Source organism: Acinetobacter sp. FDAARGOS_515 (assembly GCF_003938865.1).
GTDB lineage: Bacteria > Pseudomonadota > Gammaproteobacteria > Pseudomonadales > Moraxellaceae > Acinetobacter > Acinetobacter ursingii.
The window spans coordinates 876115-902375 of the sequence record NZ_RKIX01000003.1 but is presented as its reverse complement, the minus strand read 5'-3'; the positions used below and the strand labels follow the sequence as shown (position 1 = coordinate 902375).

At 42.8% G+C, this 26261-nt stretch carries 22 protein-coding genes and 3 tRNA genes; 9 read left to right on the top strand and 16 right to left on the bottom strand.

Annotated elements, in window-relative coordinates; genetic code table 11:
* Position 1: 1 nt before the first annotated feature.
* From EGS47_RS05735 to pilB, 3 genes are read right to left on the bottom strand one after another with little or no spacing between them, the layout of a single operon-like run.
* On the bottom strand, positions 2-862 hold the full coding sequence (locus tag EGS47_RS05735) for a prepilin peptidase (protein ID WP_125269311.1): 861 nt from the start codon (positions 860-862) through the stop codon (positions 2-4).
* The gene (locus EGS47_RS05730) at positions 862-2088 is read right to left on the bottom strand and encodes a type II secretion system F family protein (protein ID WP_125269310.1); all 1227 of its coding nucleotides are present in this window, start codon (positions 2086-2088) and stop codon (positions 862-864) included. Before EGS47_RS05730 ends, EGS47_RS05735 begins: the two co-directional genes overlap by 1 nt.
* A gap of 29 nt (positions 2089-2117) precedes the next feature.
* Positions 2118-3830, bottom strand: a complete 1713-nt coding sequence (gene pilB / locus EGS47_RS05725; protein WP_125269309.1) for a type IV-A pilus assembly ATPase PilB — start codon at positions 3828-3830, stop codon at positions 2118-2120.
* A 279-nt stretch (positions 3831-4109) separates the two neighbouring features.
* Here pilB and tpiA point away from each other — a divergent pair, with 279 nt between their 5' ends.
* The 9 genes from tpiA to EGS47_RS05680 all read left to right on the top strand — a co-directional run bounded on the left by tpiA (position 4110) and on the right by EGS47_RS05680 (position 11109).
* Entirely contained in the window at positions 4110-4907 is a 798-nt protein-coding gene (gene tpiA, locus EGS47_RS05720; protein ID WP_125269308.1) for a triose-phosphate isomerase, read from the top strand.
* 9 nt (positions 4908-4916) lie between these two features.
* Complete coding sequence (secG, locus tag EGS47_RS05715) at positions 4917-5246, top strand: preprotein translocase subunit SecG (protein ID WP_125269307.1); 330 nt, start codon at positions 4917-4919, stop codon at positions 5244-5246.
* A gap of 56 nt (positions 5247-5302) precedes the next feature.
* Positions 5303-5387 (top strand) — tRNA-Leu (locus EGS47_RS05710).
* Between the two features lie 40 nt (positions 5388-5427).
* Positions 5428-5504: transfer RNA gene (locus tag EGS47_RS05705), tRNA-Met, on the top strand.
* A 132-nt stretch (positions 5505-5636) separates the two neighbouring features.
* Positions 5637-5713, top strand: a tRNA-Met gene (locus EGS47_RS05700).
* Positions 5714-5932: 219 nt separating this feature from the next.
* On the top strand, positions 5933-6457 hold the full coding sequence (gene rimP, locus EGS47_RS05695; RefSeq protein ID WP_004991666.1) for a ribosome maturation factor RimP: 525 nt from the start codon (positions 5933-5935) through the stop codon (positions 6455-6457).
* Positions 6458-6492: 35 nt separating this feature from the next.
* The gene (gene nusA / locus EGS47_RS05690; RefSeq protein ID WP_125269306.1) at positions 6493-7977 is read left to right on the top strand and encodes a transcription termination factor NusA; all 1485 of its coding nucleotides are present in this window, start codon (positions 6493-6495) and stop codon (positions 7975-7977) included.
* A 10-nt stretch (positions 7978-7987) separates the two neighbouring features.
* Positions 7988-10702, top strand: a complete 2715-nt coding sequence (gene infB, locus EGS47_RS05685) for a translation initiation factor IF-2 (protein ID WP_125269305.1) — start codon at positions 7988-7990, stop codon at positions 10700-10702.
* Positions 10702-11109: a ribosome-binding factor A gene (locus tag EGS47_RS05680; RefSeq protein WP_004991652.1), complete on the top strand. Its 408-nt coding sequence runs from the start codon at positions 10702-10704 to the stop codon at positions 11107-11109. Before infB ends, EGS47_RS05680 begins: the two co-directional genes overlap by 1 nt.
* Before the next feature lie 55 nt (positions 11110-11164).
* On the opposite strand, the gene EGS47_RS05675 is transcribed toward EGS47_RS05680, so the two are convergent.
* The 13 genes from EGS47_RS05675 to ubiE all read right to left on the bottom strand — a co-directional run bounded on the left by EGS47_RS05675 (position 11165) and on the right by ubiE (position 26181).
* A complete protein-coding gene (locus EGS47_RS05675; protein WP_004991649.1) occupies positions 11165-11575 on the bottom strand; it encodes a Na+/H+ antiporter subunit G in 411 nt (136 codons plus the stop codon).
* Between the two features lie 10 nt (positions 11576-11585).
* Entirely contained in the window at positions 11586-11861 is a 276-nt protein-coding gene (locus EGS47_RS05670; protein ID WP_004991646.1) for a monovalent cation/H+ antiporter subunit F, read from the bottom strand.
* The gene (locus EGS47_RS05665; protein ID WP_004991643.1) at positions 11858-12388 is read right to left on the bottom strand and encodes a Na+/H+ antiporter subunit E; all 531 of its coding nucleotides are present in this window, start codon (positions 12386-12388) and stop codon (positions 11858-11860) included. Before EGS47_RS05665 ends, EGS47_RS05670 begins: the two co-directional genes overlap by 4 nt.
* A 3-nt stretch (positions 12389-12391) precedes the next feature.
* Positions 12392-14200 carry a monovalent cation/H+ antiporter subunit D gene (locus tag EGS47_RS05660; protein ID WP_125269304.1) on the bottom strand — a complete coding sequence of 603 codons (1809 nt, stop codon included), beginning with the start codon at positions 14198-14200 and terminating at the stop codon, positions 12392-12394.
* Positions 14200-14568 carry a Na+/H+ antiporter subunit C gene (locus tag EGS47_RS05655; protein WP_004991641.1) on the bottom strand — a complete coding sequence of 123 codons (369 nt, stop codon included), beginning with the start codon at positions 14566-14568 and terminating at the stop codon, positions 14200-14202. Before EGS47_RS05655 ends, EGS47_RS05660 begins: the two co-directional genes overlap by 1 nt.
* On the bottom strand, positions 14565-17414 hold the full coding sequence (locus EGS47_RS05650; RefSeq protein ID WP_125269303.1) for a monovalent cation/H+ antiporter subunit A: 2850 nt from the start codon (positions 17412-17414) through the stop codon (positions 14565-14567). The genes EGS47_RS05655 and EGS47_RS05650 overlap by 4 nt, the downstream gene beginning before the upstream one ends.
* 325 nt (positions 17415-17739) lie before the next feature.
* On the bottom strand, positions 17740-19110 hold the full coding sequence (locus EGS47_RS05645; RefSeq protein WP_004994234.1) for an AAA family ATPase: 1371 nt from the start codon (positions 19108-19110) through the stop codon (positions 17740-17742).
* A gap of 28 nt (positions 19111-19138) precedes the next feature.
* Positions 19139-20644, bottom strand: coding sequence for a UvrD-helicase domain-containing protein (locus EGS47_RS05640; RefSeq protein ID WP_004994232.1), 1506 nt, complete (start codon positions 20642-20644; stop codon positions 19139-19141).
* A 9-nt stretch (positions 20645-20653) separates the two neighbouring features.
* The gene (hisIE, locus tag EGS47_RS05635) at positions 20654-21424 is read right to left on the bottom strand and encodes a bifunctional phosphoribosyl-AMP cyclohydrolase/phosphoribosyl-ATP diphosphatase HisIE (protein WP_004994229.1); all 771 of its coding nucleotides are present in this window, start codon (positions 21422-21424) and stop codon (positions 20654-20656) included.
* 143 nt (positions 21425-21567) lie between these two features.
* Positions 21568-22857, bottom strand: coding sequence for an FAD-dependent oxidoreductase (locus tag EGS47_RS05630; RefSeq protein ID WP_125269302.1), 1290 nt, complete (start codon positions 22855-22857; stop codon positions 21568-21570).
* A gap of 65 nt (positions 22858-22922) precedes the next feature.
* The gene (locus EGS47_RS05625) at positions 22923-24542 is read right to left on the bottom strand and encodes an ABC1 kinase family protein (protein ID WP_125269301.1); all 1620 of its coding nucleotides are present in this window, start codon (positions 24540-24542) and stop codon (positions 22923-22925) included.
* Between the two features lie 13 nt (positions 24543-24555).
* Positions 24556-25224: a ubiquinone biosynthesis accessory factor UbiJ gene (locus tag EGS47_RS05620; RefSeq protein ID WP_004991611.1), complete on the bottom strand. Its 669-nt coding sequence runs from the start codon at positions 25222-25224 to the stop codon at positions 24556-24558.
* 12 nt (positions 25225-25236) lie between these two features.
* Entirely contained in the window at positions 25237-26181 is a 945-nt protein-coding gene (ubiE, locus tag EGS47_RS05615) for a bifunctional demethylmenaquinone methyltransferase/2-methoxy-6-polyprenyl-1,4-benzoquinol methylase UbiE (protein WP_004994218.1), read from the bottom strand.
* Positions 26182-26261 lie beyond the last annotated feature (80 nt).

Below are 26261 nucleotides of genomic sequence, written 5' to 3'. Positions count from 1 at the left end.
ATTAGCCTCCCAGATAAACTTTCATAATTTGCTCACCCCATAAAAAGGCGATCCATCCAGCAATGGCGATATAAGGGCCAAAGGCAAATGGCTGATTTTCTTTACGAATTTTGAGTAAAATAATCCCTATAATCGCACCGACCAGTGAAGAAAGTAGCACAATCAGTGGAAGCATCAAAGGTCCCATCCATGCGCCGAGAGCAGCAAGTAACTTAAAATCGCCATAGCCCATCCCTTCTTTACCTGTGATGATTTTAAATAAATAATAGACAATCCACAGGCATAAAAAACCAATCAGATAGCCCCAAATCGAGGCGGTTGGTGAGACATAAAGACTATAGCTATTAACCCCTAGACCTAATGCTGCTAGCGGCAGAGTAAAACGATCGGGCAACAGTTGAGTATCAAAATCAATAAACGTGAGGGCAATAAGCACCCAAGTTAAAACCAGACCAAACAGCATTTGAAGGCTAGGCCCAAAGACAGCTACGATCATCAGTGAACATAGCATCGTGAGCAGTTCAACCAAAGGATAACGGATGCTAATCGGATTTTGACAATGGTTACATCTACCTTTTAAAAATAGCCAACTGAGCAATGGAATATTTTGATACCAACGAATACGGCTATGGCATTTGGGGCAGGTTGAAGGTGGTGAACTTAATGTCAGTTTATCTTGATCAATGATCGCTTGATCAGGATGTAACAACATTTGACACTCAGTGTGCCATTCCTGTTCCATCATTTTAGGCGTGCGATAAATTACGACATTGAGAAAACTACCGACACACAAACTAAAAAGCCCAACTGCAAGATAAAGCGCAGTTGGGGTTTGGATAAAATAATTAAGAATTTCGGACATTAAACCACTGAACCCATCTGGAAAATTGGAAGATACATGGCAATGACTAAGCCACCGACTAGCACGCCAAGAATTGCCATGATCAAAGGTTCCATCATTGAAGTGAGTCCGTCTACAGCATTGTCGACTTCATTTTCATAATGCGTGGCAACTTTGTCGAGCATGGCATCCAATGCGCCAGACTCTTCACCAATAGCCACCATTTGTATCGCCATAGATGGAAAACGGTTAGATACACGCATGGCAAATTGCAGTTGTTGTCCTGTAGCGACATCTTCACGAATTTTCATGACCGCTTCTTCATAGACCACATTATTGGTGGCACCAGCAGTAGACTCTAAAGCATCAATCAATGGAACACCCGCAGCAAAAGTCGTTGCTAGAGTACGGCTATAACGCGCAATAATGGCTTTATAAACCAGATCACCAAAAATCGGGAGTTTTAGGGCCAGTTTATCTAGACTATCGCGGAACTTTTTACTACGTTTTTTGGCTTCCAGAAATCCAGCAATCAGTACCCCGATCACAATAATTAGAATGAACCAGTAGGATTGCATCCATTTTGACATATTCACCACCATCTGGGTAAAAGCAGGAAGTTCTGCGCCAAATGAGCTAAATAAATCCTGAAAGACGGGGACGACTTTTACCATCAAAATAATTGTGACAATGAGTGCAACAACAATGACAGTAATCGGGTATTTCATGGCTTTTTTGATTTTCTGTTTTAAAAGCTCACTTTTTTCCTTATAGATCGCGACACGATCAAGCATGGTCTCGAGTGCGCCCGATTGTTCGCCTGACTCCACCAGTGAGCAAAAAAGATTATCAAAGTATTGTGGATATTTGCGTAGTGCACCTGCAAAAGTATTACCACCTTCTACTTCATTTTTTAAGCCTAGGACGACATCGCGCATCGAAGGGTTTTCTAAACCTTCTGCTACAATTTCAAAACCTTGTACCAACGGTACACCTGCTTTCATCATGGTCGCGAGTTGTCGGGTGAAAATGGTAATATCTAGTGTAGTGACTTTTTTCTTAAATAGCCCCTCCAGAATATTCTTACGTTTCTCCCGAATCGTCTTGATGGTAACGCCTTGTTTGCGTAAGGTAACTTTTGCCAACGCCATATTTCGCGCTGGTAGTTCACCTTTGATTTTGACCCCTTTACGGTCAACCCCTTCATAAGCAAAAGTTGGCATCATTTGCGCTTTTTTGACTGCCATTGTGCTGTCCTTATTTTTAGAATCTGCTTTTATTCACTGGTGACGCGGTTGACTTCCTGTAAAGAAGTGACCCCTTGCATCACCTTTTTAAGACCTGAACGACGAAGATTATTAAACCCCAGTTTTTCCGATGCCGCTGCAATTTCAAGTGCATTGCCATCTTCCATAATAATTTTCGAAATTTCAGGTGTGACTTTCATGACTTCGTAAATCCCGACACGACCTTTATAACCTTCACGACATTCAGAACAACCGACAGGTTGATAAATCTGAAAGTCAGGATGTACTAAATCTTGTTCGGTAAATCCCATTTCTAGCAAACTGTTTCTAGGAATGTCCACCGCTTGTTTACATTGACCACATAAGCGTCGTGCCAGACGTTGTGCAATCACTAGATTAACTGATGTTGCAATATTAAATGAGGGTACACCCATATTACGTAAACGCGTTAATGTTTCTGGCGCACTGTTAGTATGCAGCGTAGACATGACCATGTGGCCCGTTTGTGCGGCCTTGATTGCGATTTCTGCTGTTTCCAGATCACGAATCTCACCCACCATGATAATGTCAGGATCCTGACGTAAAAAAGATTTTAGCGCAGCGGCAAAGGTCAAGCCTACTTTAGGATTTACATTCACCTGATTAATCCCTTCAAGGTTAATTTCCACAGGGTCTTCAGCAGTTGAAATATTAGAATTTTCAGTGTTTAGAATATTCAGGCCTGTATAAAGTGAAACAGTTTTACCAGAACCTGTTGGCCCAGTAATCAGCAGCATTCCCTGTGGTTTGTCCAGCGCATCCATAAATAGCGCTTTTTGTTCTTCTTCATAACCCAGCGCATCGATACCCAACATAGCACTAGACGGATCTAAAATACGCAGTACCAGCTTTTCACCAAACAAAGTAGGTAAAGAGTTCACACGAAAATCAATGGCTTTAGTCTTAGAAAGTTTAAGTTTGATACGACCATCTTGTGGAACACGCTTTTCTGAAATATCCATTTGTGACATCACTTTCAAGCGCGATGCAATTCGGGTGGCTAACTGGAGGGGAGGATTGGCGATCTGACGTAATACTCCATCTACACGATAACGCACGCGATACATTTTTTCATACGGTTCAAAATGCAAATCCGATGCATCCATACGAATCGCATCAATCAATAATTTATTAATATATTTTACAATTGGCGCTTCATCAGCCTGCGGGGGCTCATCATCTGTTTCGTCTGAATTGACTTCTTCTACATGGACATCAATATCGAAGTCTTCACCATCGAATGCAAAATTATCGCTTTCGGCAAATTCCTTTTCCAATAAACGTGTTAATTTGTCATGTTCAACAATAATCGGCTCAATATTGAGCTTACTGTTAAAACGAATCGCATCGAGTGCTTCAATATTAGTTGGATTACTGGTTGCGAGGTAAAGTACATGACCTCGATGCATGAGGGGAACAACATGATGCTTTTGAATCAGTTTTTCATCTACTAGGTCGCGTGGTAATAATGCAGCATCGTAAACAGCCAAATCAAAAAGTGGTTCCCCAAATTCAATAGAAATGGTTTCAGCAAGAGTTAAGGCTGAAATCCCCAAATGCTCAATCATGTAGGCAACGATATCCTGCTTCGATTTTTTTGCCGTATCGATCGCAGTTTGCATGGTTGCTGCGCTTACACGCCCGTCTTCGACTATTCGCCGAATGAACCCCGAAAATTTTGGAGATGCTTGTAATACTGACATCCGTCTGCCTTATTGCAATATGTTTATAATTGATATGGTAAAAATTATACTTTTGTTGTGGAAAATTACTACCTATTAAAATGCATTTTCTAGCGTATTCACGGTCTAAAATTTGAACTGGTCGATTTTTTAGTCCATTTTTTTACAGCCTCCATGCATTTGGCGTTTTAGAATGCATTTATTTTTAACTGCTTTTGTATCTATTGCCAAAAGAAAACATTCTAAGTTTGTCTAAAATACGTGTAGAATATGCAGCATTTTCGATAAAAGGGTAGCAGTATGTCGGGTTCGACAATTATTCCTTGGGTGGTTGGCAATTGGAAAATGAACCCAATACAATCTGATGCCACACAACTCATTCAACAACTTATCAATTTATTGGCACAATCTCCAATAGAGGCAAATGCCTGCCATATTGGAGTTGCACCTACATCGATCGCATTGGATCGTACCTTTCAAGCTTTAAATGCAGCGCCACGCGCCATTTATACTGTCGCACAGGATATTTCCCGTTTTGCAGGAACGGGAGCTTATACGGGTGAAGTCAGTGCTGAACTTTTAGTTGATAGCCAAATTCAATACGTCTTGATTGGTCACTCTGAACGTCGTGACTTGTTGGGTGATTCAGTTGAAATTTTAAAAGCCAAACTCCACAATGCACTTCAGGCAGGTATGACTGTCATTTACTGTGTGGGTGAAAGCCTTGAACAGCGTGAACAAGGCTTGGCAGAACAAGTTGTTTTACAGCAAATTTGTGATATCGCCAGTGTTGTAAATGCTGAACAATGGTTAAAACAAATCGTGATTGCTTACGAGCCAATTTGGGCAATCGGTACGGGTAAAACTGCTTCACCGCAAGATGCACAGACGATGCATGCCAAAATTCGTGAAGGTTTATCTCAGATTACCGCACATGGCGCACAGATTGCCTTGTTATATGGTGGTAGTGTTAAACCTGAGAATGCGGTAGAGTTGGCAGCTTGCCCAGATATTAATGGTGCATTGGTTGGCGGTGCATCGCTTAATGCCCAATCGTTTTATCAAATTGCTCAGGCATTTGCCCAATCAAAACAATAGGAGTTCAGCATGCATACGTTTGTGCTGGTGGTACACATTATTCTCGCCATTCTGATTATTGCACTGGTGCTGGTTCAGCATGGTAAAGGTGCAGATGCAGGTGCCTCATTTGGCGGTGGTGGTGCGGCAACAGTATTTGGTGCTTCAGGCTCGGGTAACTTTCTGACGCGTTTAACGGCTATCTGTACAGCTTTGTTTTTTATTACCAGTTTGACTCTTGCGGTTTTTGCCAAGAAACAAACCACAGAAGCCTATAGCTTACAATCTGTACAAACTGCACCAGTTCAGCAATCAACTTCGCCTGAAACTTCACCAACTGCACCTAAAACGAGTCAATAATTCAAATTAACGCTTTCTTTTTACGATTGAAGCGAATAGAATGCCTCCCACAAGCTGCGGTGGTGGTGGAATTGGTAGACACGCTACCTTGAGGTGGTAGTGCCTTCGGGCGTGGGGGTTCAAGTCCCCCCTTCCGCACCAACTTGATCCAGAAAGAAAGTTGGTGTCGCAGTGATGTTGATGCGGGATGGAGCAGTCTGGTAGCTCGTCGGGCTCATAACCCGAAGGTCGTTGGTTCAAATCCAGCTCCCGCTACCACTTTTTTTAAAGTGTATTGAAATTTGTTGAATCTAGCTTCACTACATCTTTAAATGACTAAGGGCAACAACTTAGTCGGCAATTATTGAAATTGACTTTTTCTAATAATTGTATATAATGTTTGCACGTTGATGCGGGATGGAGCAGTCTGGTAGCTCGTCGGGCTCATAACCCGAAGGTCGTTGGTTCAAATCCAGCTCCCGCTACCAAGTTTCTAAGAGGGCTCACAAATAGGTGGGCCTTTTTGCACAGTGAGCTATAGTTTTCTGTGTAAAATATAGGGGCGATTTAACGCCCTTTTTTATTGGCTATCGTGTAGCGGTGACACAAGACATAAGATGTCGTAAAGGTGAAATAGTCATGCTTCACTATAGATTAGTCTGAATTGGCTATGTGCCAATTGAACCGCGCGAGAATGACGAGAGTAAATGAAGCTATCAAATAAAACTCAAGCACTGCATGATTTAATTGCACCCGCAGTGCAAGCCTGCAATGTTGATCTATGGGGAATTGAATTTATTCCTCAAGGGAAGCGTTCCTTACTGCGTATCTATATCGATAAAGCGATCGATGATAATGCTGAACCAGTCATCAATGAAGAGGGTGAACTGGAACAGGGTCGTGGAATTGGTGTACAAGACTGTGTGCTGGTCACCCAACAAGTCGGCGCAATGTTAGATGTTCATGATCCAATTTCTGGTGAATATGCACTTGAAGTATCATCTCCAGGTTGGGATCGTCCGTTTTTTCAGCTTGAACAAATGCCTGCATATCTTGGGCAGCAAGTTGCATTACGACTGATTACTGCGGTTGAAAATCGTCGTAAGTTCCAGGCAAAATTGCTCAGCGTTGATCTTGAAAATGAAGTCATTCAAGTGGAAGTTGAAGGCAACCATGTGCTTGAAATTGATAGTCATAATATTGATAAAGCAAATTTGATCTATCAGGACTAAATTCATTTAAATTTATAAGAATCTGTAGGTGACTTATGAGCCGTGAAATTCTTACCGTTGTTGAAACGGTTAGTAATGAAAAAGGTGTTAGTCGTGAAGCGATCTTCGAAGCATTAGAACAGGCACTGGTTGCTGCAACGAAGAAGAAATTTTACGAAGGCACACACTCTGAAGAAGCACAGTTACGTGTTGAAATTGACCGTAAGACTGGCGATTATCGTACTTTCCGTCAATGGGAAGTGGTTGCTGATGAAGATCATGAAATGCCAGCCTGTCAGGATGCGATTTCTGATGTGGATCCTGCACAATGGTCCATTGGCGATATCCGTGAACTTGAGGTTGAATCGATCGAGTTTGGTCGTATCGCAGCGCAGATTGCCAAGCAAGTCATTGTCCAGAAAATTCGTGAAGCTGAACGTGCTTTGGTGGCAGATGCCTATGAAGCCAAAGTTGGTGAATTGATCTATGGTGAAGTGAAAAAGCAAACCAAAGACGGTTTTATCATTGATTTGGGTGATAATGCAGAAGCGTATTTGGCACGTGAAGAAATGATTCCTAAAGAATTACTTCGTCCTAAGCAGCGTATGAATGCGATTTTATATAATGTCAACCGTGAAGGTCGTGGCGCGCAATTGTTATTGTCGCGTGCGAAACCTGAAATGCTGATTGCTTTGATGAAAAAGGAAATTCCAGAAATTTCTGAAGAAATCATCGAAATTAAAGCAGCAGCGCGTCAGCCAGGTGTGCGTGCTAAAATTGCTGTAAAAACTAATGATCACCGTATTGATCCAGTCGGTGCTTGTATTGGTATGCGTGGTACGCGTATTCAGGCAGTACAGTCGGAGCTCAATGGTGAGCGCATCGATGTTGTGGTGTGGTCGGATGATCCAGCACAGTATATTGCTAGTGCTTTAGAGCCTGCTGATGTATCAGGGATTGTACTGGATGAAGATGCACGTAGTGCTGATATCATTTTTGCAACCAATGATCAATTGGCGCGTGCGATTGGTTCTCAAGGACAAAACGTACGTTTGGCATCTGAATTGACGGGTTATAAACTCGACATGATGCTAGAAGATGAATACCGTGCACGTCAGCAAAATGAAGCACAGCAATATCTGGATATGTTTGTAGAACGTCTGGATATTGAAGAAGATTTGGCAATGGCATTGGTTGAAATGGGCTTTACTTCACTTGAAGAAATTGCCTATGTACCAGCTGAAACTTTTGACGAAATTGAACTTGATGCAGATTTGGTTGAGTTATTACAAAGTCGTGCAAAAGAAGCTGCATTAACAGATGCATTAAAACAGCAAGAAAATATTCAGGAACCAAGTGCAGAACTTCTGGAAATTGAAGGAATGACTCAGGAGCTTGCTTATGCCCTTGCAGCGCGTGGTGTGATTACAGTCGATGATTTGGCCGATCAGGCAACCGACGATATCTCTGATATTGACGGGCTTGGTGATGAAAAAGCGGGTCAGCTCATTATGAAAGCACGCGAATCATGGTTTAACTAAGGAGTAGCGTATGACAGACAAAACGATTCAAGACTTGGCTCAAACAGTTGGTCGTCCTGTCGACAAGCTTCTAGAACAGGTTCGTGAAGCAGGTCTACCACAGCGTAACGCAAATGACACTATTACCACTGAGCAACAAGATACGCTTGTGAACCATTTGAAAAAGGTACACGGTCAGGATGCCAGTGGCGCAGGAAAAATCACGTTGAAACGTAAAACAACCAGTACAGCGAAAGTCGCGAGTACTTCAGGTAAGGCAAAAACGATTAATGTAGAAGTTCGTAAGAAACATACGTTTACCAAGCCAAACCCTGAACAGATTGCAGCAGAAGCGAAAGCGCGTGTTGATGCGGAAGCGAAAGTGCGTACTGATGAAAAAGTAAGCCAGCAAACTGCGCAGCAGCCTCAAGTAAAAGCTGAAAACAAAGCACAAGCCACATTGGATGCAATGCGCGCTGCTCAGAAAAAAGAAACAGTAAAAGCGGAAACTTCGACCACAGAAGTTGTGGTGAAGCGTCGTTCAACCAATAAGCCGATTAAGCCGATTGTTGTAAAACCAACAGAAACGCCTGAACAGAAAAAAGCGCGTGAAGCTGAGTCTGCGAAGTTGAAAGCAACGGAAGAAGCAGTTCGTCGTAAAGCAGCTGAAGAAGCGCAACAGCGTACACTTGAGCAAATGCGTCAAATGGCATCGAAATATTCAAATGATGATGCAACGACGACCATTCGTGTGATTGATGATTCACCTTTGGCTGCTGGACTTGTCGGTCAAGCATACGAAGATTCTTTCAATAAAGAAGACCGTGAAATCAAACGTGGTGGTGCTACTGCAAATCCACGTGCGGGTAAAAAAGGCGGTCGTGGTGGTGATGCACAAGCGGAACAAAGCTTTAGCAAAAGCCATCATAAGCGCGGCTTAAAAACCAGTCAGGCGAATAAACACGGTTTTGAAAAACCTGTTAAAAAGCAAATTTATGATGTTGAGATTGGTGAAAAAATCGTTGTTGCTGATTTAGCACAAAAGATGGCGATTAAAGTTCGCGAAGTGATTAAGACCCTCATGAAAATGGGTGAGCTTGTGACTCAAAACCAAGCGATTGATCAAGATACTGCGGTACTCGTGGTCGAGGAAATGGGACATAACCCTGTTTTGGTTTCTGATACACAAGCCGAAGATAACTTACTTGTCGCTGCTGAAGAAGCACGTGGTGAGCAAACCACTCGTCCTCCAGTCGTCACAATCATGGGTCACGTTGACCACGGTAAGACGTCATTACTGGATCGTATCCGTCGCTCTAAAGTAGCAGCAGGCGAAGCAGGTGGTATTACTCAGCATATTGGTGCATATCACGTTGAGACCGATAAAGGAATTATTACTTTCCTTGATACACCGGGACACGCAGCATTTACTGCGATGCGTTCACGTGGTGCTAAAGCAACGGATATCGTGGTATTGGTGGTTGCGGCGGATGATGGTGTGATGCCACAAACAGCAGAAGCCATTGACCATGCACGTGCAGCGGGTACACCGATTATTGTTGCTATCAACAAGATGGATAAAGAATCGGCTGACCCAGATCGCGTATTGAATGAATTAACAACTAAGCAGATCGTACCTGAACAATGGGGCGGTGATGTTCCAATCGCGATGGTTTCGGCACACTCGGGTCAAGGCATCGATGAATTACTTGACTTAATCTTGATTCAAGCTGAATTGATGGAATTGAAAGCATCAAGCGAAGGCGCGGCTCAAGGTGTCGTGATCGAAGCACGTGTTGACAAAGGTCGCGGTGCAGTGACTTCGATTCTGGTACAAAACGGTACATTGAATATTGGTGATCTTGTTCTTGCAGGTTCATCTTATGGTCGTGTACGTGCCATGTCGGATGAAAATGGTCAACCAATTAAATCGGCAGGGCCATCGATTCCAGTCGAAATTTTAGGTTTACCTGATGCGCCAATGGCAGGTGATGAAGTTCTTGTTGTCAATGACGAGAAAAAAGCACGTGAAGTGGCGGATGCTCGTGCAGACCGTGAGCGTCAAAAACGGATTGATCGTCAAAGTGCGATGCGTCTTGAAAATATCATGGCCTCTATGGGCAAAAAAGATGTACCAGCAGTGAACGTTATCTTAAAAGCAGATGTTCGCGGTACGTTAGAAGCCTTGACGGTTGCTTTGGATGAGCTTTCAACTGAAGAAGTGAAAGTACGTGTGATTAGTTCAGGTGTCGGTGCAATCACTGAATCTGATGTTACACTGGCTGAATCATCAGAAGCAGTATTGCTCGGATTTAACGTCCGTGCTGATACGACTGCGCGTCAGAAGAGCGATCAGGATGGTATCGACATTCGTTACTACAGCATCATTTATGAATTGATTGATGATGTGAAGAATGCGATGAGCGGTAAGCTTGCGCCTGAACATCGTGAAACGATTCTGGGTGTGGCTCAGGTTCGTGAAGTGTTCCGTTCTAGTAAGTTCGGTGCAGCTGCGGGCTGTATGGTGATGGAAGGTGTCATTCACCGTAATAAACCAATCCGTGTCCTTCGTGATGACGTAGTGGTCTTCCAGGGTGAGCTTGAATCGTTACGTCGCTATAAAGATGTAGTAGATGAAGTTCGCGCAGGCATGGAATGTGGTCTTGCGGTTAAAGGTTATAATGACATCAAACCACTCGATAAGATCGAAGTGTATGATGTTCAAATGGTGAAACGGAGTCTTTAATGGCGGGTGGACAACGCTTGAAACGCATGGCGGATTCGGTACAACGTGAGTTGTCAGAGTTAATCCGTCAAGAGTTGAAAGATCCGCGTCTGGGTGGTCTGGTGACCATCTCAGGCGTTAAGGTGAGTCCAGATTTGGGATATGCAGATGTTTATGTCACTGTGATGGGACGTGAACTGGCAGATGACCAAAATGAAATCGCTCATCAGGAAACGCTAGATATTTTAAATAAAGCGTCTGGATTTTTGCGTCAGGAACTCAGTCGTCGTATTAAAACGCGTATTACACCGCGTTTGCGTTTTCATTATGACAAGACCAATGCCTATGGCAACTATATGTTTGGTCTGATTGAGAAAGCAGTACAGGATTTGCCTGAGCATAAAAAAGAAGATGATTCAGAGCAGTAAATCTGAATACATAAAAAATGCCACCTTCGGGTGGCATTTTTTATGATATTAAATTTTACTCTTTCGGTGGCTCTGAATGAGAGTCCAGCGTACTATTTCTTCTACGATTTAAAAAGGAATAACGATCCCACGGTAAAGGGCGATTGAGGGCTTCAGGGACTTCACCACTCATGGAACGTAAACGTAAATGCAATGCGGCTTGTGCCATCAAATTTGCCGAAACTGGTGCAGTGATAAACGCCAGCAAGGTAATTAACAATTCTGAAAAACCAAACCGCCCATGAAATGCTGAATAAATAATAGAGGCCAACAAGAAGCTACCTAAACCCAGTGTACTGGATTTCGTCGGCGCATGTAGGCGCATAAATAAGTCTGGAAGTCGAATCATGCCGATCCCACCGACTAACATGAAGAATGCACCGACCAACAGAAAGAATGAAACTAGAATTTCCATAATCAATTGCATGAGCATCTCCTTAATCGATCACATGACCCGTAGTGAAATAACGTGCCAACGCTGCGGTGGATACAAAACCGAGCATGGCGATCAAAAGCGCCCCTTCAAATAAATTGGTACTGGTCCAGTAAATCCCCAAAACTACGACCAAACAGGTCGCATTGAGAAATAGAGTATCTAAGGCCAGCAATCGATCTACAATTGATGGACCGATTACAAGCCGAATCAGACAAAGAAACATTGAAATGGTAATGGCAACCATACAAATGCCCAAAGCGTAAGGTAAGATAATCATGCTTCTCCTCCTTTATCAGCTTTTACATCAAAAATTGCCATCAATGGCGCTTCATAGCGTGATTTGATGTCCTGAATATCCATTTCTTCATTGTCAGTACTAAGTGAATGAACCAAAATATCACCACGTTCCTGATCGATGCCCGCAGACACTGTACCGGGTGTGGTGGTAATAATCATCGCCAAGATACTATTGACTTGTTCATGTTGGGTTTCCAAAGGTACACGATACCATTTAGGATGTAACCGATCTGTAGGCCCGAGGACCAATTTGGCGACACGAATATTGGAAACAACAATATCCCAAAGCACCACAAAAAACAGATGAATCGCTTGTCTCCAGTGAATGTGCGGGGTACGGGTAATAAAGGGCTGTACCAAACGAGGAATCAGAATTGCCAGAATAACGGCAATCAGAATGTTATCAGCTGAAACGCTATGTGCCAGCATGATCCAGCTCAAACCCACAATGACTGAAACCAACGGATGAGGAAACCAGCGTTCCAGTAAAGCACTCTTTTTTTTCATTTTTTAAGGCTCCATCGGTTTGAGTTCGCTTTCATTGGGCACGATGTCTTGATCCTGTTGTTCCTGCTCAATTTGACGTTTTTTGTACTCTGAAATGTGTTCACCCTCAAGCGTATCATCCGAAATGACATCAGGGATATAATGCGCATATGGATCAATCGTTTCACCGCCGTATTTAGTTTCAGGCACATAGCTTGGATCATAAGGTTGCACACTAATCACCTGCCCAAAACGATCTTTGCTCAAAATAGAATTTGTATAAAGGGCATGATCCTGAATTTGTGCGGCTGTACTTAAGCTATAAGAATAGATCCAAGGTGCACAAATAACATAAATTATTAAGCCTGTTAGGAGTGCATAAATAGTCAAATCGTTACGGGCAGGGGCATGATCAGGTAATTTTTGATAGGCAATAAAAGCAGGTTCTTTCTCATTTTCCTCTGGTGCAGTTGAGCGCCAGAATAAAACAAAACCAACGCGGGTTAAGGCTATAATACTCAGCAAACTGACAATCAGAATAATCGCAATCATCCATGCCTGATAAGATTGATCATGGGTCGCTTGTAAAATAAAAACTTTACCGAGAAAACCACTAAAGGGAGGTAAACCTGCCATCATCATGGCAATAATAAAATAAACCATCGCTACAGTTTTGCCCTGTTTCATTCTTGGCGCAACTTTGAGATGATCCTTGAAACTGCCACGTTGTGAGGTGATCCAGCCACAGAGTAGATAAAACGCAGCGGCTATCAGGGTGCTATGGACTAAATAATATAATGCGGCGGCCCATGCTTGGGTATTGAACATGGAAATTGCAATGATGATTGTCCCGATGGATGACAGCACCATAAAACCGACGAAGCGGCGTAAACGGTCTGCCCCAATTGCTCCAATCACACCATATAACGAAGTGACTAAGCCAATGATCAACAGCCAATGTTTTAAAATATTCTGCGCCAATACATCATCAAAGACAGTGCCATTTACCCTTAAGATCGCGTAAATACCGACTTTGGTCATGATAGTAAAAATAGCAGCAACAGGTGTTGTGGCAACAGCATAGGTTTTGGGTAACCATAAACCCACAGGCAAGATTGCAGCTTTGATGCCGAAGACGACAAATAACAACATCCCGCCTGCAATCGCGAGTTTGTGTTGGTCAGGCTCAAGTGTCGGCAATAGGCGTGATACATCAGCCATGTTGAGACTACCCACACTGCCATAAATCATACCCAGACCGATCAAAAAAATCGCTGAAGCCAGTAAATTGATGGTGACGTAATGAATGCCGAGTTGGAAACGTGCTTTACCTTGTGTATGTAGTAGCAACACATAGGAAGCCATCAATAACACTTCAAAGAATACAAATAGGTTAAATAAATCACCAGTTAAAAAGGCACCGCAAATTCCCATGAGTAGAAAATGAAACATGGCATGGAAATAACGACCGCGGGTATCCCATTCCTTACTCGCAAACCAGAGTACAGGAACAGCCAGTACATAGGTTAAGAGCAGCATAAAAGCAGAAAGTTGATCGAGTACTAATACAATGCCAAATGGCGCAGACCATTCACCCAGTTGATAAACCGTAATTTGACCGGTTTGGGCAATAAAAAAATAACTGATTGCGGTGGCAAGACCCAATAAAACAGAAATGAGACTGATGGCTCTGCGCCACGGTTGCCGACGATCAGTTTCTAAAGCACCATAACCGGGATTGCCTAAAATGATAAGAATAAAAGCAGTAAACGCAGGAATCAGAATACTAAAAATAGGTGCGTGCATGTTCCAGAAATTGATAAAGTCAATCATCAAGGTTCATCCTCACGCGGGTCATAGTTTAGGGCTGGATCTTCTTTGGAATCCACATGATCTGTACCTGATTCATAACGACTACGAATTGCAAGCTGTACGATAAATGCTGTTGTGGCGAAACCAATGACAATCGCTGTTAAGACTAAAGCTTGTGGCAAAGGATCGGTCGTTTTAACCGTTTCGGTCAAAATCGCAGGTGCATTCATCTGAATACGTCCCATTGCAAATAAAAACAGATTGACTGCATAGCCAATCATGGCAAGCCCGAGTACCACAGGAAAAGTTCTGGCACGTAAAATTAAATAGATCCCCGACGCGACAAGTAGGCCAATCGCGGAAGCAAGTAGGAATTCCAGACTAATCATGACGTATCTCCTTCACGTGGAACAGGGCCAGACATGGATGAATGACGTGAATCACCAAGTACCGAAATTAACAGCATGGTTGCACCCACCACCGTGACATACACCCCGACATCAAACAGTGCCGCTGAAGCAAGGTGTGCTTTTCCTATCACTGGAATATCGACATAGATGTGTGCACTGGTTAAGAAAGGACGTGACCAATACCATGCAGCCATGCCTGACAGACCAGCAATGAGCAAACCAATTCCGATCCAAAGTTCATACAAACGTCCAGACTTGGCTTTTAGCATCTGTTCAGCTTGATCTTGACCTTGTGCAATATATTGAATAATCAGTGCCATCGAGGTTACTAGACCAGCGATAAAGCCACCACCCGGATAATTATGTCCGCGCAAGAAAATATACAGACTGACTACTAAGGCAATTGGCAACACCCATGAGGCTGTGGTTCGTAACATTAAGGGTGATGGATTAAAACGATAGGTGAGACCTTGCGTCACACTGGTACCATGAATCCGCATACCATCCATGAGACACAGCGCACCAATAGCCGCAATTCCCAAAACGGTAATTTCCCCAAAGGTATCAAAACCACGAAAATCGACCAGAATCACATTCACTACATTGGAGCCGCCGCCTAAAGGTAGCGATTGCTGCATAAAGAACCATGACAAAGAGTTGTGATCACGAGTCAATATTAACCACGCAATCCAGCCAATACCTAAACCACCGATAATGGCAATCATCGCATCACGCCAACGTCTGGAGCGTCTGGATTCATAGGGGGTGAGTTGTGGCAGTAAAGATAAACTCATCAGCAATAAAACAGTGGTCACAACATCGACGGTAATTTGCGTCAACGCCAAATCAGGTGCAGAGAATCCAATAAAGATCATGGTCACGACTAGGCCAATCGCACCGCTAATCAACACGGCTTTAATTCGCTCATGATGAAACCAGAGCATCATCCAGCAGGCTGAGAATAAAATCAGCCATAACACAATGGCGATCATCGGCGCATGAGTCAGTTCACGTGATCCTGTGCTCAAACCTTGATTAAATAAAGGAATTGAGACTATAGCGATGCTGAACAGCACGATTAAGAATAGATAAAGTTGTAAAGAACCTGTTTCAGTACTGCGTTTAATTCTACGGCTGCCTAACAACAAATATTTTAAAAATTTATCAAATAAAATTCTGCCCTGAAAATTCCCCAAATAAGGGTCAAGATCGATATGGCGAATACGTCCATCTTTCGCGAGAGCGAAATAGAAAACTGTGCCACCGATCAAAGCAATCAGACTCATGATGAGAGGTAAATTGAAACCATGCCAAATCGCCAGATGTACGCCTGCAAACTGAGGCATGGCTAGACTGGCACGAGTTGCACCATTGACTATATTTTCAACCAGTAAGGCAGGAATAATGCCCACTAAAATACAAAGTATGGCGAGTAAAGTTGCAGGAAGACGCATTCCCCAAGCGGGTTCGTGCGCATCCTTGTTGGGAACTTTCTCACCGACGGGACCATCGAAAAATACGCCATGCACCATGCGTAATGAATAACTAACTGCAAAAATGCCTGCCAGTGTGGCCAAAATCGTCGAGAAAATTAACGCGCTACCATTCAGGCTTGAAACTAATTCTGTGAAGAACATTTCTTTGGAAATAAAGCCATTGGTCAGCGGAACACCCGCCATCGATGCCGCCGTAATCATGGTCAGGGTGGCAGTAAAAGGCAGTAGTTGCCAAATGCCACTGAGTTTGCGTAAATCTCGGGTTCCTGTTTCATGATCAACAATGCCTGCAATCATAAACAGCGCCGCTTTAAATGTGGCATGATTGATAATATGGAAAATGGCTGCGGCAACAGCAAGGGGAGAGCCAATCCCCAATAAGCATACAATTAAACCAAGATGGCTAATGGTCGAATAGGCCAATAAGCCTTTGAGGTCTTCTTTGAAAATGGCAAAAAAAGCCGCCATACAGAGGGTAAATAAGCCCACAAAAGTGACAATATTATGATAAATCGCGGCACCTATAAAAATCGGTGCAAGACGAGCGAGTAAAAAAATCCCTGCTTTGACCATGGTGGCGGAATGCAAATAAGCCGATACAGGCGTTGGCGCTGCCATGGCATTGGGAAGCCAAAAATGAAAAGGAAACTGTGCACTTTTGGTAAATGCACCCAGTAAAATTAAAAGTAGTGCAGGAACAAATAAGGCATGAGACTGGATCATCTCTTTCATATTGACCAGTTGATCAATCTGATATGTTCCAGTAATTTGCCCAATCAAAATAAAACCACCTAGCATGGCTAGACCGCCCATGCCTGTAATGGTCAGTGCCATTCGAGAACCACGTTGTGCGGCCTCGTAATGGCTCCAATAGCCCACCAGTAAAAAAGATGAAATACTGGTTAATTCCCAAAACACCAAGAGCAAGATTAAATTATTGGAGAGTGAAATTCCGAGCATGGCTGTCATGAAAACCATGAGCAGCATATAGAGTTTGGCAAGTGAGTTACGAGGGCTTAAATAATAATAAGCATAAATATAAATGAGGGTGCCAATGCCTGTAATCAGTAGGCTAAACAAGAGTCCAAGTGCGTCCAGACGAAAGCTTAAATTCAGTCCAAGCTGTGGTAACCAGTCCCAGCTTTGTAAAATGGCCGCACCAGCAAAAATCTGTTTTGCCTCAGTCAGCAATAACCCAAAACAGGTCAAGCTGACTGCAATTGCCCCTAAAGCCGTTGCTTCCCGCGAAAAACGCTGTAGCAATGCAACAAGGGTGGTGCCTAATATTAACGGTAACAAGATAATAATCGGTAGCACACTCGTATCCATGTGGTGATTTAGGTCGGAACCTAAGCGTGAATCTTATTTTTCAGGATGTAAAGGAAATCAAGGAGAATTCCAAAAGTTTGACACCTGAAAACCATAAATGTAGGTAAAAAGAAAAAACAAGTTGTATTGCGCGACTTGCAAGAAACAAAAAATACGTGTGAAAAAGTATACAGCGCTAACCCTGCATCTGTTAACTGTTTTTACACTAAAATAACAAAATATCAATCACTTAAAGATGTGATCAGAACACGCGCTCTCAAGTGTATTGATAGTTATTTTCAATCATAACATGAAAAATGATTTGATGTCTAAATTATGAAACCCTTTATTTTTCGGACAATCTTGATTCATTTAAATGCTTGGTATCTGATTGCAAATATTGCAGAATCTCTTGTTTTTGTGCATCAGTTAAATGCGCTAATAATTCAAGCAGCTGATCTACATCGGGTTCATTGGCAAGTGTCGGACTTAGATCATTCAAATCAGGTTCTGAAGAATGATTAAATAAATTTTGGTAAACATGGTCATAGAGATCATGGGTATTTTCGAGCACTAAGGGTGAAATTTGCTTATTGGACAAACGCAGACATTGATAATCAAATGCATGTTCAAGCAATTCTTCACGATTTCCAGTCACGATCAGTTGTAAACGTGGAAAAGCCTGATGTAAACGCGGCAGGATCTCACGACATAAAGTTTGATCGAGTTGGGTATCGATCTGATCAATCAGTACAATTCCTTCACCTTCAAGACAGGGATAAAGACTTAAAGGATTCAGCAAGCATAAGCGACGTACAATATCTCCTACCAATGCAATCCATGTTTTCATGGAGTTGGAAAGTTGTTGATAGCTTAGATTTTGTCCTTGATAGCTGAGCATCAGCTGAAGTTTCGGCTGATATTGTAGATAAATATCGGTAATATCAGGGAAAACAGTATTTAGACTGCTTTTTAATGCCTGCAAATTGGGAGAGTTGAGTTGCGCATGTGTCTGAAAAATTTCCTGTTCCAGATGTTGCAAACTCTGCGCATTAAATTTATCTAAAATATGCTGTAGCAACTGTGCACTTTGAGCATTTTCGATATCACTGATTTCGCGGAACCACTCAAAGAAACGGGCAAAGGTGGTAAATGGAATTGCCGCGACATCATAGGCGGAAGAAGCCTGAAATACCGCAGGAATATTTTTACTGAGTAAATTGATTTCATTAATAAATCGGTCAGATGGATAGTAGGCAATACAAGGTAGACCTTGTAAAGGATCCTGTTTAATGGCTTTTTGATATAGAGCCGTTAATTCTTCCAGTTGTTGTGTTTCTGCCTGACTGATGCCAATTCCCTGACTATTCAGGGTTTTATAAAGTTTCCATGTACAGATTGAGGCATCACTTTCCTGAGATTGACTGCCTTCTGGAAGTTGTCCGATTTCGGTTGGAATTTTAACACTCAGCTCTATTCTGGATTGGATTCTTGAATTTAAAATATCCTGATCTAGCATGACCACACCCGCCGTACGACTATCTTTTAATCGTGCTGGAAACCAGCTCAAGGCTTGGTAAATGTGTTTAAGGAGCGTGGTTTTACCTGTCGCCTGTTCACCTAAAATGAGGGTGATGGGTTTATGTGGATAAAGAAATTGAACCTGTAAATTACTAAACAAGCCTGTATGTTTAAGACGAATAGATTCAAGTTTCATATGCCCACCAGAGTTGGAACGCGATGTTTTAGACCGCTAAGGATTTGCGTAAACTTTGCGGTGCTTGCAGTTTGAGCTGCTGAACAAGGTCATAAATATGATGAATATTTAAACTTACTTTAGCACGTGTACAGGCTACGTAAAGCAGTCTCAGTTCTTCATCACTTATTTTATGTTCCAATCCATTGATTTTAAAATGATAATCATCTTCCAGATGCACCCGATCCCATTCCAGACCTTTGGCTTTATGCGCAGTGGAAATCACATAATCTGCTTGCTCAATAGGCGTGATTTTTGCCAATGCACGTTTTAAAGGATCCGTACCATGATCATCGACCAGTTTCACCAGTGGTTTAATATCACTACCATCGTTGGTTTCACAATATTCATGCACATCATGCCATGAATTAAACCAAGCTAGTTCTGGCACATCGGTTACGCGTTTGCCTTGTTTTAATAGACTTGCAGCATCGACAAAACGATTGAGTTTATTATGATCGGCTTGCAAACTGACTTTATCGCCATGTACCAGACCTGCCAGTAGTAGTTCCATTGCACGGGCATTAGTACGACAAAGAATGGCATCGCGTTGTTTGGTATGGGGTTTATTGACGACTTTTGAGGTGAGACTTGGATTTCCTAATAAGGGAACTGTTTCATCCAAACCACTTAATAAATAGTTGGCAATATCGGCGATTTGTTCACCAAAACGAAATGAGGTGGTCAAGCGTGATTCGGGCAGTGGTAGTTGCTGCATGGCATTGACTGCACCGCGCCAAGCATAAATTTGCTGATGTGCATCACCGACATAAATCACTTGTGTGCTACGTTGTCTAAGCAGTATCCCGAGCATCAATGGATCGGCATCCTGTGCTTCATCAAACAATACATAATCCGCTGGAATATTCGGTTCAGAGAGTGCCCACAGTTTCAGGTAAATATCATGCCCAATTCCTGCCTGATGATTTTGATCAATCGATTCTAGCCAACGTCGTTCCACTGCGGGATAGAGATGTTTTTGCAGGCTTTCAATATCATCAGGATGTAGCCAACTGGGCGCTTGAATATGACGTGGCGCGGGGTATTGCGAACTGGTCGAGCAAAAATAACTGACGGCATTGGCGACTAAACTGGCCAGACGGCTGGGCATCAATACATATTTTTCATAACGTCCGCCCATCATACGGCGCAGGGTCACAGGTTCCAAGCGATAATCTTTAGCCATAAAGCTAGGACTCAATCGCGGTAGTCGTAATTTATCGGTGACGCCACGTGGAACACTACGAAAGGCTAAAGAGTGAAAAGTACGACAGTCAACGTTACGATGAAATTTCTGCTGTGCTTCACTGGCAATGGCTTTATTAAATGCCAGATACATACCACGCCGCTGAGGCATGGCATCACTAATCAATTGTAATGTGGTGGTCTTACCTGTGCCTGCATACGCGATAACTTTAAAAGATTCGCCCAGACGCGCATTATCGATAGCTGTTGCCTGTTCATACGTCGCTTTGGGTTTCTCAAAATTAGACACAGTCAATAATTATCCTTGCGTACGATTGGCTTTTTCAACCAGACCTGAGAGTCCCTGACGACGTGCCAATTCCTCCAATACCAGTTTGGGATCGAGATCAAAATGACCGAGCATGACGATACTATGGAACCACAAATCGGCAGTTTCATAAATCAGATCATTTAAATGTTCCTGTGTCGGCTGAACGGCATAATCTTTCGCGGCGATAATGGTTTCAACGCTTTCTTCGCCGACTTTTTCCAAAATTTTATTCAAGCCCTTTTTATACAGACTTGCAACATAGGAACTATCAGCATCCGCTTGTTTGCGTTGTTGCATCAATTGTCCCAAATGCGCCAAAACATCAATTTGTTCTTGTGGTGCTGTATGTTCATGCGCATCTTTAGCAGAGGCACCATAAATGGCTGTCGGATCTTTCAGTTGCGCATCGACAATTTCCCAACCTTGCGATGTGAGCTTACGATAAAAACACGATTCTCGACCTGTATGACAAGCGATTCCACCATGCTGTTCCACTTGCAACACGATCACATCGCCATCACAGTCCAGACGAATTTCATACACGGTTTGGAAATGACCTGACTCTTCGCCTTTGTGCCAAAGTTTTTGACGAGAACGTGAGAAATAAACCGCTTGTTGTTTTTCTGCGGTTAGAGCAAGTGATTCACGATTCATCCAAGCCACCATCAAAATACGGCCGGTTAGATGATGTTGTGCGATGGCTGGAATAAGACCTTGTTCGTTAAATTTTACTTCATCGAGCCATTGCACGTTGTTCATAAAGATTCACCAGAATTATGGATTAAATAAGTTCATTTGCGGTTATTCATCGCACTCTATAGTGTACGGCATCTGTTGATCATTTCGGAAAAAAACTCATCTTTTTTATGATGGGAAGCGTTGAGCCTTAACCAGTTCTAAATTTAGTTTTGACTTAAAATAGATGATTGAGACTGCGATTGCGCAATTTCCGCATAATTCATATGCTGTAGCGGAGAGGTTTTTAAGCCCGAAATAGTCAGTGCCATTTGTTTACGTAAATAAGGAATTTGGTACATCCAATAAAAACTCACATCTCGGAACGAACCTGCCCAAGTTGAATCAGATTGATAGAAGGGCGTGAGTAGCCGACTTAACATTTGATAAAATTGAGTGGAAGAATAACGTAACTGATGATAATGCTGCCAGAACATGGTCCAATCGACTTGCTGATCTGGAAATTGTTGCATGGCTTGTCCTAGTGCCCACGCATCCAATAAGGCCATATTGGCGCCTTGTCCTAGTTGAGGGCTCATCGCATGCGCGGCATCACCAATGACCCCTATACGACCTTGTCCAAATTTTGTCATCACTAAATCGCGATATTGAGCAGATAACCATTGTAAACTGTCTTGTTTCTGCATGACTTGTTCAAGCCAGTCAGCAACAGGTTTCCAGCGAGGAGAAATTTGCTGAAGCAAAAATTCATGTTTATCGGGATTATCTAAAAAGAGTTGTAATTGCTGAGCTGGCAAACTCCAAAATACGCTCGAAAGACGTTGAGTCGGAGCTTGTGGAATTGCGCCTGTAGGCAATATGCCCATCATGATTTGTGAATGGTCATAAAATTGATGCAAAATTTGTGGATCTAAGGTTTGGCATTCAGGAACGATACTCCACACCGCACCCCACGGATAAGGCTTATCGACTTTTACCCAAGACGTAGGGCGTAAATGACTACGTGCACCATTGGCAATGATGACTGCATCGAAGTTACTCTCAAAGGGTAGTCCAAGATGCTGACCGAAAATTGTGACGCCCTGCTGATGTTCTTGTAAGCGATGAATATCATGTGCCATTTTCCAAGTTACAGATGCTGCATAGTCTTGTAATTTTGAACTCAGTAAATGACACAAGGTTGCGCGATGAATCCCGATACCATAATGTTGTGGATCGATTTCATGATAATGACTATTTATTAACAAACGTTGATTAGCCAGTCGACCTTCCAGACCAGTGACGATTGCTCCGAGTTTTAAGGTGCCTGGTAAAATTCCCAAATGCTCAAAAACTGCCAATCCAGCAGGTTGCAATAACAAGCCTGCGCCGACAGGTTGTAAGCAATCGACTTTTTCAAATAAAGTGACCTGAATATTCTGTCGGGCAAATAAAATGGCGGTGGCTAAACCCGCTGTTCCTGCACCAATAATGGCAATATTCTTGATTTTTTTCATTATTATCGATCTTTTATTTTGAAGATAGATGAGGAAAAATATAGCTTCCCCATCTTTAATACCAGTTATTTAATAATACGCCAAACCGCGAATAGCGCAGTCATCGCAATCAAGACAATGGAAATATACCACGGTGAAATAATGGCGATAGTTAGTAATATCAATATGATACTGCCAAATATCCAACTACGCTGCTGTTGCTGTTGAATCTGCATACGCAATTGTTGAATTTCCCGAACTTGACGATCATGCCATGCAGACTGATTTTTTAAACCGTTTAAACTGTCAATAAGTAGAGTCGGTAAGTCATGCGCACCCAGTAATAAATCTGGAATTTGCTGACCAATTTCTTTCATGTTTTTGACAGGATTCATATTGGATTTGACCCATTCTGTCAAAATCGGCTTTGCCAGTTTCCAAATATCTAATTGAGGGTAAAGATCTGTTCCCAATCCTTCCACATGCACCAGTGTTTTCAGGAGCAACATCAATTGTGGTGGAATTTCCAAACGAAAGCGTCGGGCAATATCCATGACCTGCAATAAAATGCCAGCGAAATCCAGTTGATCCATCGGCTTTGACACCATTGGCCCAACGGTACGACGCATTTCTCGAGCCAATGCATCCTGATCGGTTCCTGGTGGAATCCATCCTGCCTGATGCACAATCTGAATCAGTTGCATGAAATTATTATTCATGACCGCCAGCAACATCCGTGCAACGGTCATCTGATCCTGTTTGGAGAGTTCGCCCATAATCGCACAGTCCAGTGCAATATAACGCGGTGAAACAGGATTGATAGTTTCGACAAAGACATTGCCGGGATGCATATCGGCATGGAAAAAATTATCACGAAAGACTTGGGTAAAAAAGATAATCAGGCCTTTTTCTGCTAGTTCAGCCCGATCCATTCCCATACGATCAAAAGTGGCAGTATCTGAAATAGGTACACCAGTAATTCGCTCTGCGACCATGACATCTTTGCTGTCCATATAGACTTCTGGCACATACATCATGCTAGAACCCGTAAAATAATGGCGCATACGACGGGTATTATCAGCTTCGATGGTTAAATCCAGTTCATTTAAAATGATCTGACGATAATCCTGAATAATTTCTGTCAAATGTAAGGCACGAGCGGCTTCCAATCGACTTTCTAGCCATTGACCTAACCATGTAATGATTTCAAAGTCTTGTAAAATTTGCACACGAATATCAGGACGTGTGACTTTAACCACCACTTCACGACCATCATGCAAAGCCGCGGTATGGACTTGGGCAATTGAAGCAGCAGCTAAAGGTTGCTCATCAAAACGTGCAAATAAAGTATTTACATCAGCTTTTAACGATTCCTGAATACGTTGTTTGGCAACTTGTGCATCGAAAGGTTTGACCTGATCTTGCAATAAAACCAGTTGCGATAACACTTCAGGTGGAATCAAGTCGCGGCGTGTGGACAATAACTGTCCTAATTTAATCGCCAAAGGCCCCATGTCTTCAAGCGCTTGTTTGAGCTTCAACGGATTTTTTCGTTCACGACTCGACCAAGCAGCTGGGTGTAAGCGAATCAAAGCCAAAGCATGCCGAGCTTTTGGGGGCAATTCTTCCGCAGGGAACAAGGTGTCAAGTCGATAATGTGCTGCAATGCGCCAAAGTTCGAATAACCGTGTAACGTGCGGAATCATAATGGGATATTACCTAATCGTTTGTTCTATTAAATTGAGAGTTAAGTTGTTGCAGTCTGGCTTCAAGGCGATCAATTTCCTGATTAAGCTGCCGTGTGGACTGATTCAGATCATCCATTTGCCAACGGGGTGCAAAAAGACCGCTGTCTTCTTTAATAGCATCTTCTGCAAAAAAGAGATGACTTTGCAGACTCCGTTTCATCTGTTTCGGCACCAGACTGATTTTAGCCAATTCGTGTGCCAAGGTTGGACCAATCCACGGACTTAAATGGGCTGCCAGATCTGGTTCAGCTTGCTGCATAATGCGTTGAATATCCTGTAACAGATGATAGTCACCTGTCAGAGGGATATTCCCAATTTGATCAGCATCGCCGACTAAAAGCTTGAGTAATTCCACCACATTTTTAACATGTAGTGTGGCGGTGGCTTCGCTGATCCTGACTTGTTCATCAAAAGGACGCGTTTCAAATATAGATGGTGCTGAGCTATGACCTGTCACAGTAGGCTCAAGGCGAACTTTATTATCATCAAAAAAAACATCAACCGAAAGCTGCGGACTATCGATCACGACCCGCAGCAATTGCCCCTGTAGTTGATTCAACTGGATGCGAGTAATGGCATCCAGATTAATAAAATGATGAATACCGCGTTCGACTGCACCGAGCGCAAGAATCGACCACATAATCATTGACCTTTAAAGTTTAAAACCACGATGTACCGCAACGATACCACCTGTTAAATTATGATAGTCGCAGCTTTGGAAGCCCGCTTTTTCCATCATGCCTTTAAGTGTACGTTGATCTGGATGCATACGAATAGATTCGGCCAGATATTTATAGCTTTCCGAATCGTTTGCTACCAGTTTGCCCATGATCGGCAATGCAGTAAATGAATATAAATCGTATAGTTTTGAAAAAGGTTCAAATACAGGTTTTGAAAATTCAAGGATCAGTAATCGACCGCCTGGTTTTAGGACGCGATACATCGCTTCAAGGGCGGCATCTTTATCCGTGACATTGCGTAAACCAAAACTAATCGTCACCAGATCAAAACTTTCATCTGCAAAAGGTTCTAATGTTTCAGCATTTGCCAGTACAAAATCGACATTGGTACAACCCGCATCGAGTAAGCGATCACGACCCACATTCAGCATCGATTCATTAATATCAGATAACACCACATGACCCTGTGGCCCAACTTCACGACTAAAGACTTTGGCGAGGTCACCTGTACCGCCTGCAATATCTAATACCTGTTGGCCGCGACGAACGCCAGACATATTGATGGCAAAACGTTTCCAGAGGCGATGGATACCAAATGACATCAGGTCATTCATGATGTCGTATTTGCTGGCAACCGAATGGAACACTTCTGCCACTTTCTGTGCTTTGTCTTCGGAGCTTACGGTTTGATAGCCGAAGTGGGTAGTTTCACCGACGTTACCTGTCCGACCTGCACCACGCGGGAGGTTGTATTTCGGGACATGATGGCTTTGCGAATCAGTAAAACCTTGTTGTAATGATTGTTGCTGACCTTGCGGCGTACCTTGCGGAAGTGGTTCATTTAGGAAAGGATTGTTGTTGTCTGAACGCGATGCCTGCTCAGTTGAAAAAGTGGGCTTTTGATTTTCGTTAGACATCTTGTCGCTCCTAAATTTAAACACATTATAAAGTGATTATAGCTATCTGCATGATGACAGAGTTTAGTATGGTTTTACAG

Coding starts and splice junctions, on each gene's coding strand:
- EGS47_RS05735 (WP_125269311.1), bottom strand. CDS start 862: ATGTCCGAAATTCTTAATTATTTTATCCAAACCCCAACTGCGCTTTAT.
- EGS47_RS05730 (WP_125269310.1), bottom strand. CDS start 2,088: ATGGCAGTCAAAAAAGCGCAAATGATGCCAACTTTTGCTTATGAAGGG.
- pilB (WP_125269309.1), bottom strand. CDS start 3,830: ATGTCAGTATTACAAGCATCTCCAAAATTTTCGGGGTTCATTCGGCGA.
- tpiA (WP_125269308.1), top strand. CDS start 4,110: ATGTCGGGTTCGACAATTATTCCTTGGGTGGTTGGCAATTGGAAAATG.
- secG (WP_125269307.1), top strand. CDS start 4,917: ATGCATACGTTTGTGCTGGTGGTACACATTATTCTCGCCATTCTGATT.
- rimP (WP_004991666.1), top strand. CDS start 5,933: ATGAAGCTATCAAATAAAACTCAAGCACTGCATGATTTAATTGCACCC.
- nusA (WP_125269306.1), top strand. CDS start 6,493: ATGAGCCGTGAAATTCTTACCGTTGTTGAAACGGTTAGTAATGAAAAA.
- infB (WP_125269305.1), top strand. CDS start 7,988: ATGACAGACAAAACGATTCAAGACTTGGCTCAAACAGTTGGTCGTCCT.
- EGS47_RS05680 (WP_004991652.1), top strand. CDS start 10,702: ATGGCGGGTGGACAACGCTTGAAACGCATGGCGGATTCGGTACAACGT.
- EGS47_RS05675 (WP_004991649.1), bottom strand. CDS start 11,575: ATGCAATTGATTATGGAAATTCTAGTTTCATTCTTTCTGTTGGTCGGT.
- EGS47_RS05670 (WP_004991646.1), bottom strand. CDS start 11,861: ATGATTATCTTACCTTACGCTTTGGGCATTTGTATGGTTGCCATTACC.
- EGS47_RS05665 (WP_004991643.1), bottom strand. CDS start 12,388: ATGAAAAAAAAGAGTGCTTTACTGGAACGCTGGTTTCCTCATCCGTTG.
- EGS47_RS05660 (WP_125269304.1), bottom strand. CDS start 14,200: ATGATTGACTTTATCAATTTCTGGAACATGCACGCACCTATTTTTAGT.
- EGS47_RS05655 (WP_004991641.1), bottom strand. CDS start 14,568: ATGATTAGTCTGGAATTCCTACTTGCTTCCGCGATTGGCCTACTTGTC.
- EGS47_RS05650 (WP_125269303.1), bottom strand. CDS start 17,414: ATGGATACGAGTGTGCTACCGATTATTATCTTGTTACCGTTAATATTA.
- EGS47_RS05645 (WP_004994234.1), bottom strand. CDS start 19,110: ATGAAACTTGAATCTATTCGTCTTAAACATACAGGCTTGTTTAGTAAT.
- hisIE (WP_004994229.1), bottom strand. CDS start 21,424: ATGAACAACGTGCAATGGCTCGATGAAGTAAAATTTAACGAACAAGGT.
- EGS47_RS05630 (WP_125269302.1), bottom strand. CDS start 22,857: ATGAAAAAAATCAAGAATATTGCCATTATTGGTGCAGGAACAGCGGGT.
- EGS47_RS05625 (WP_125269301.1), bottom strand. CDS start 24,542: ATGATTCCGCACGTTACACGGTTATTCGAACTTTGGCGCATTGCAGCA.
- EGS47_RS05620 (WP_004991611.1), bottom strand. CDS start 25,224: ATGTGGTCGATTCTTGCGCTCGGTGCAGTCGAACGCGGTATTCATCAT.
- ubiE (WP_004994218.1), bottom strand. CDS start 26,181: ATGTCTAACGAAAATCAAAAGCCCACTTTTTCAACTGAGCAGGCATCG.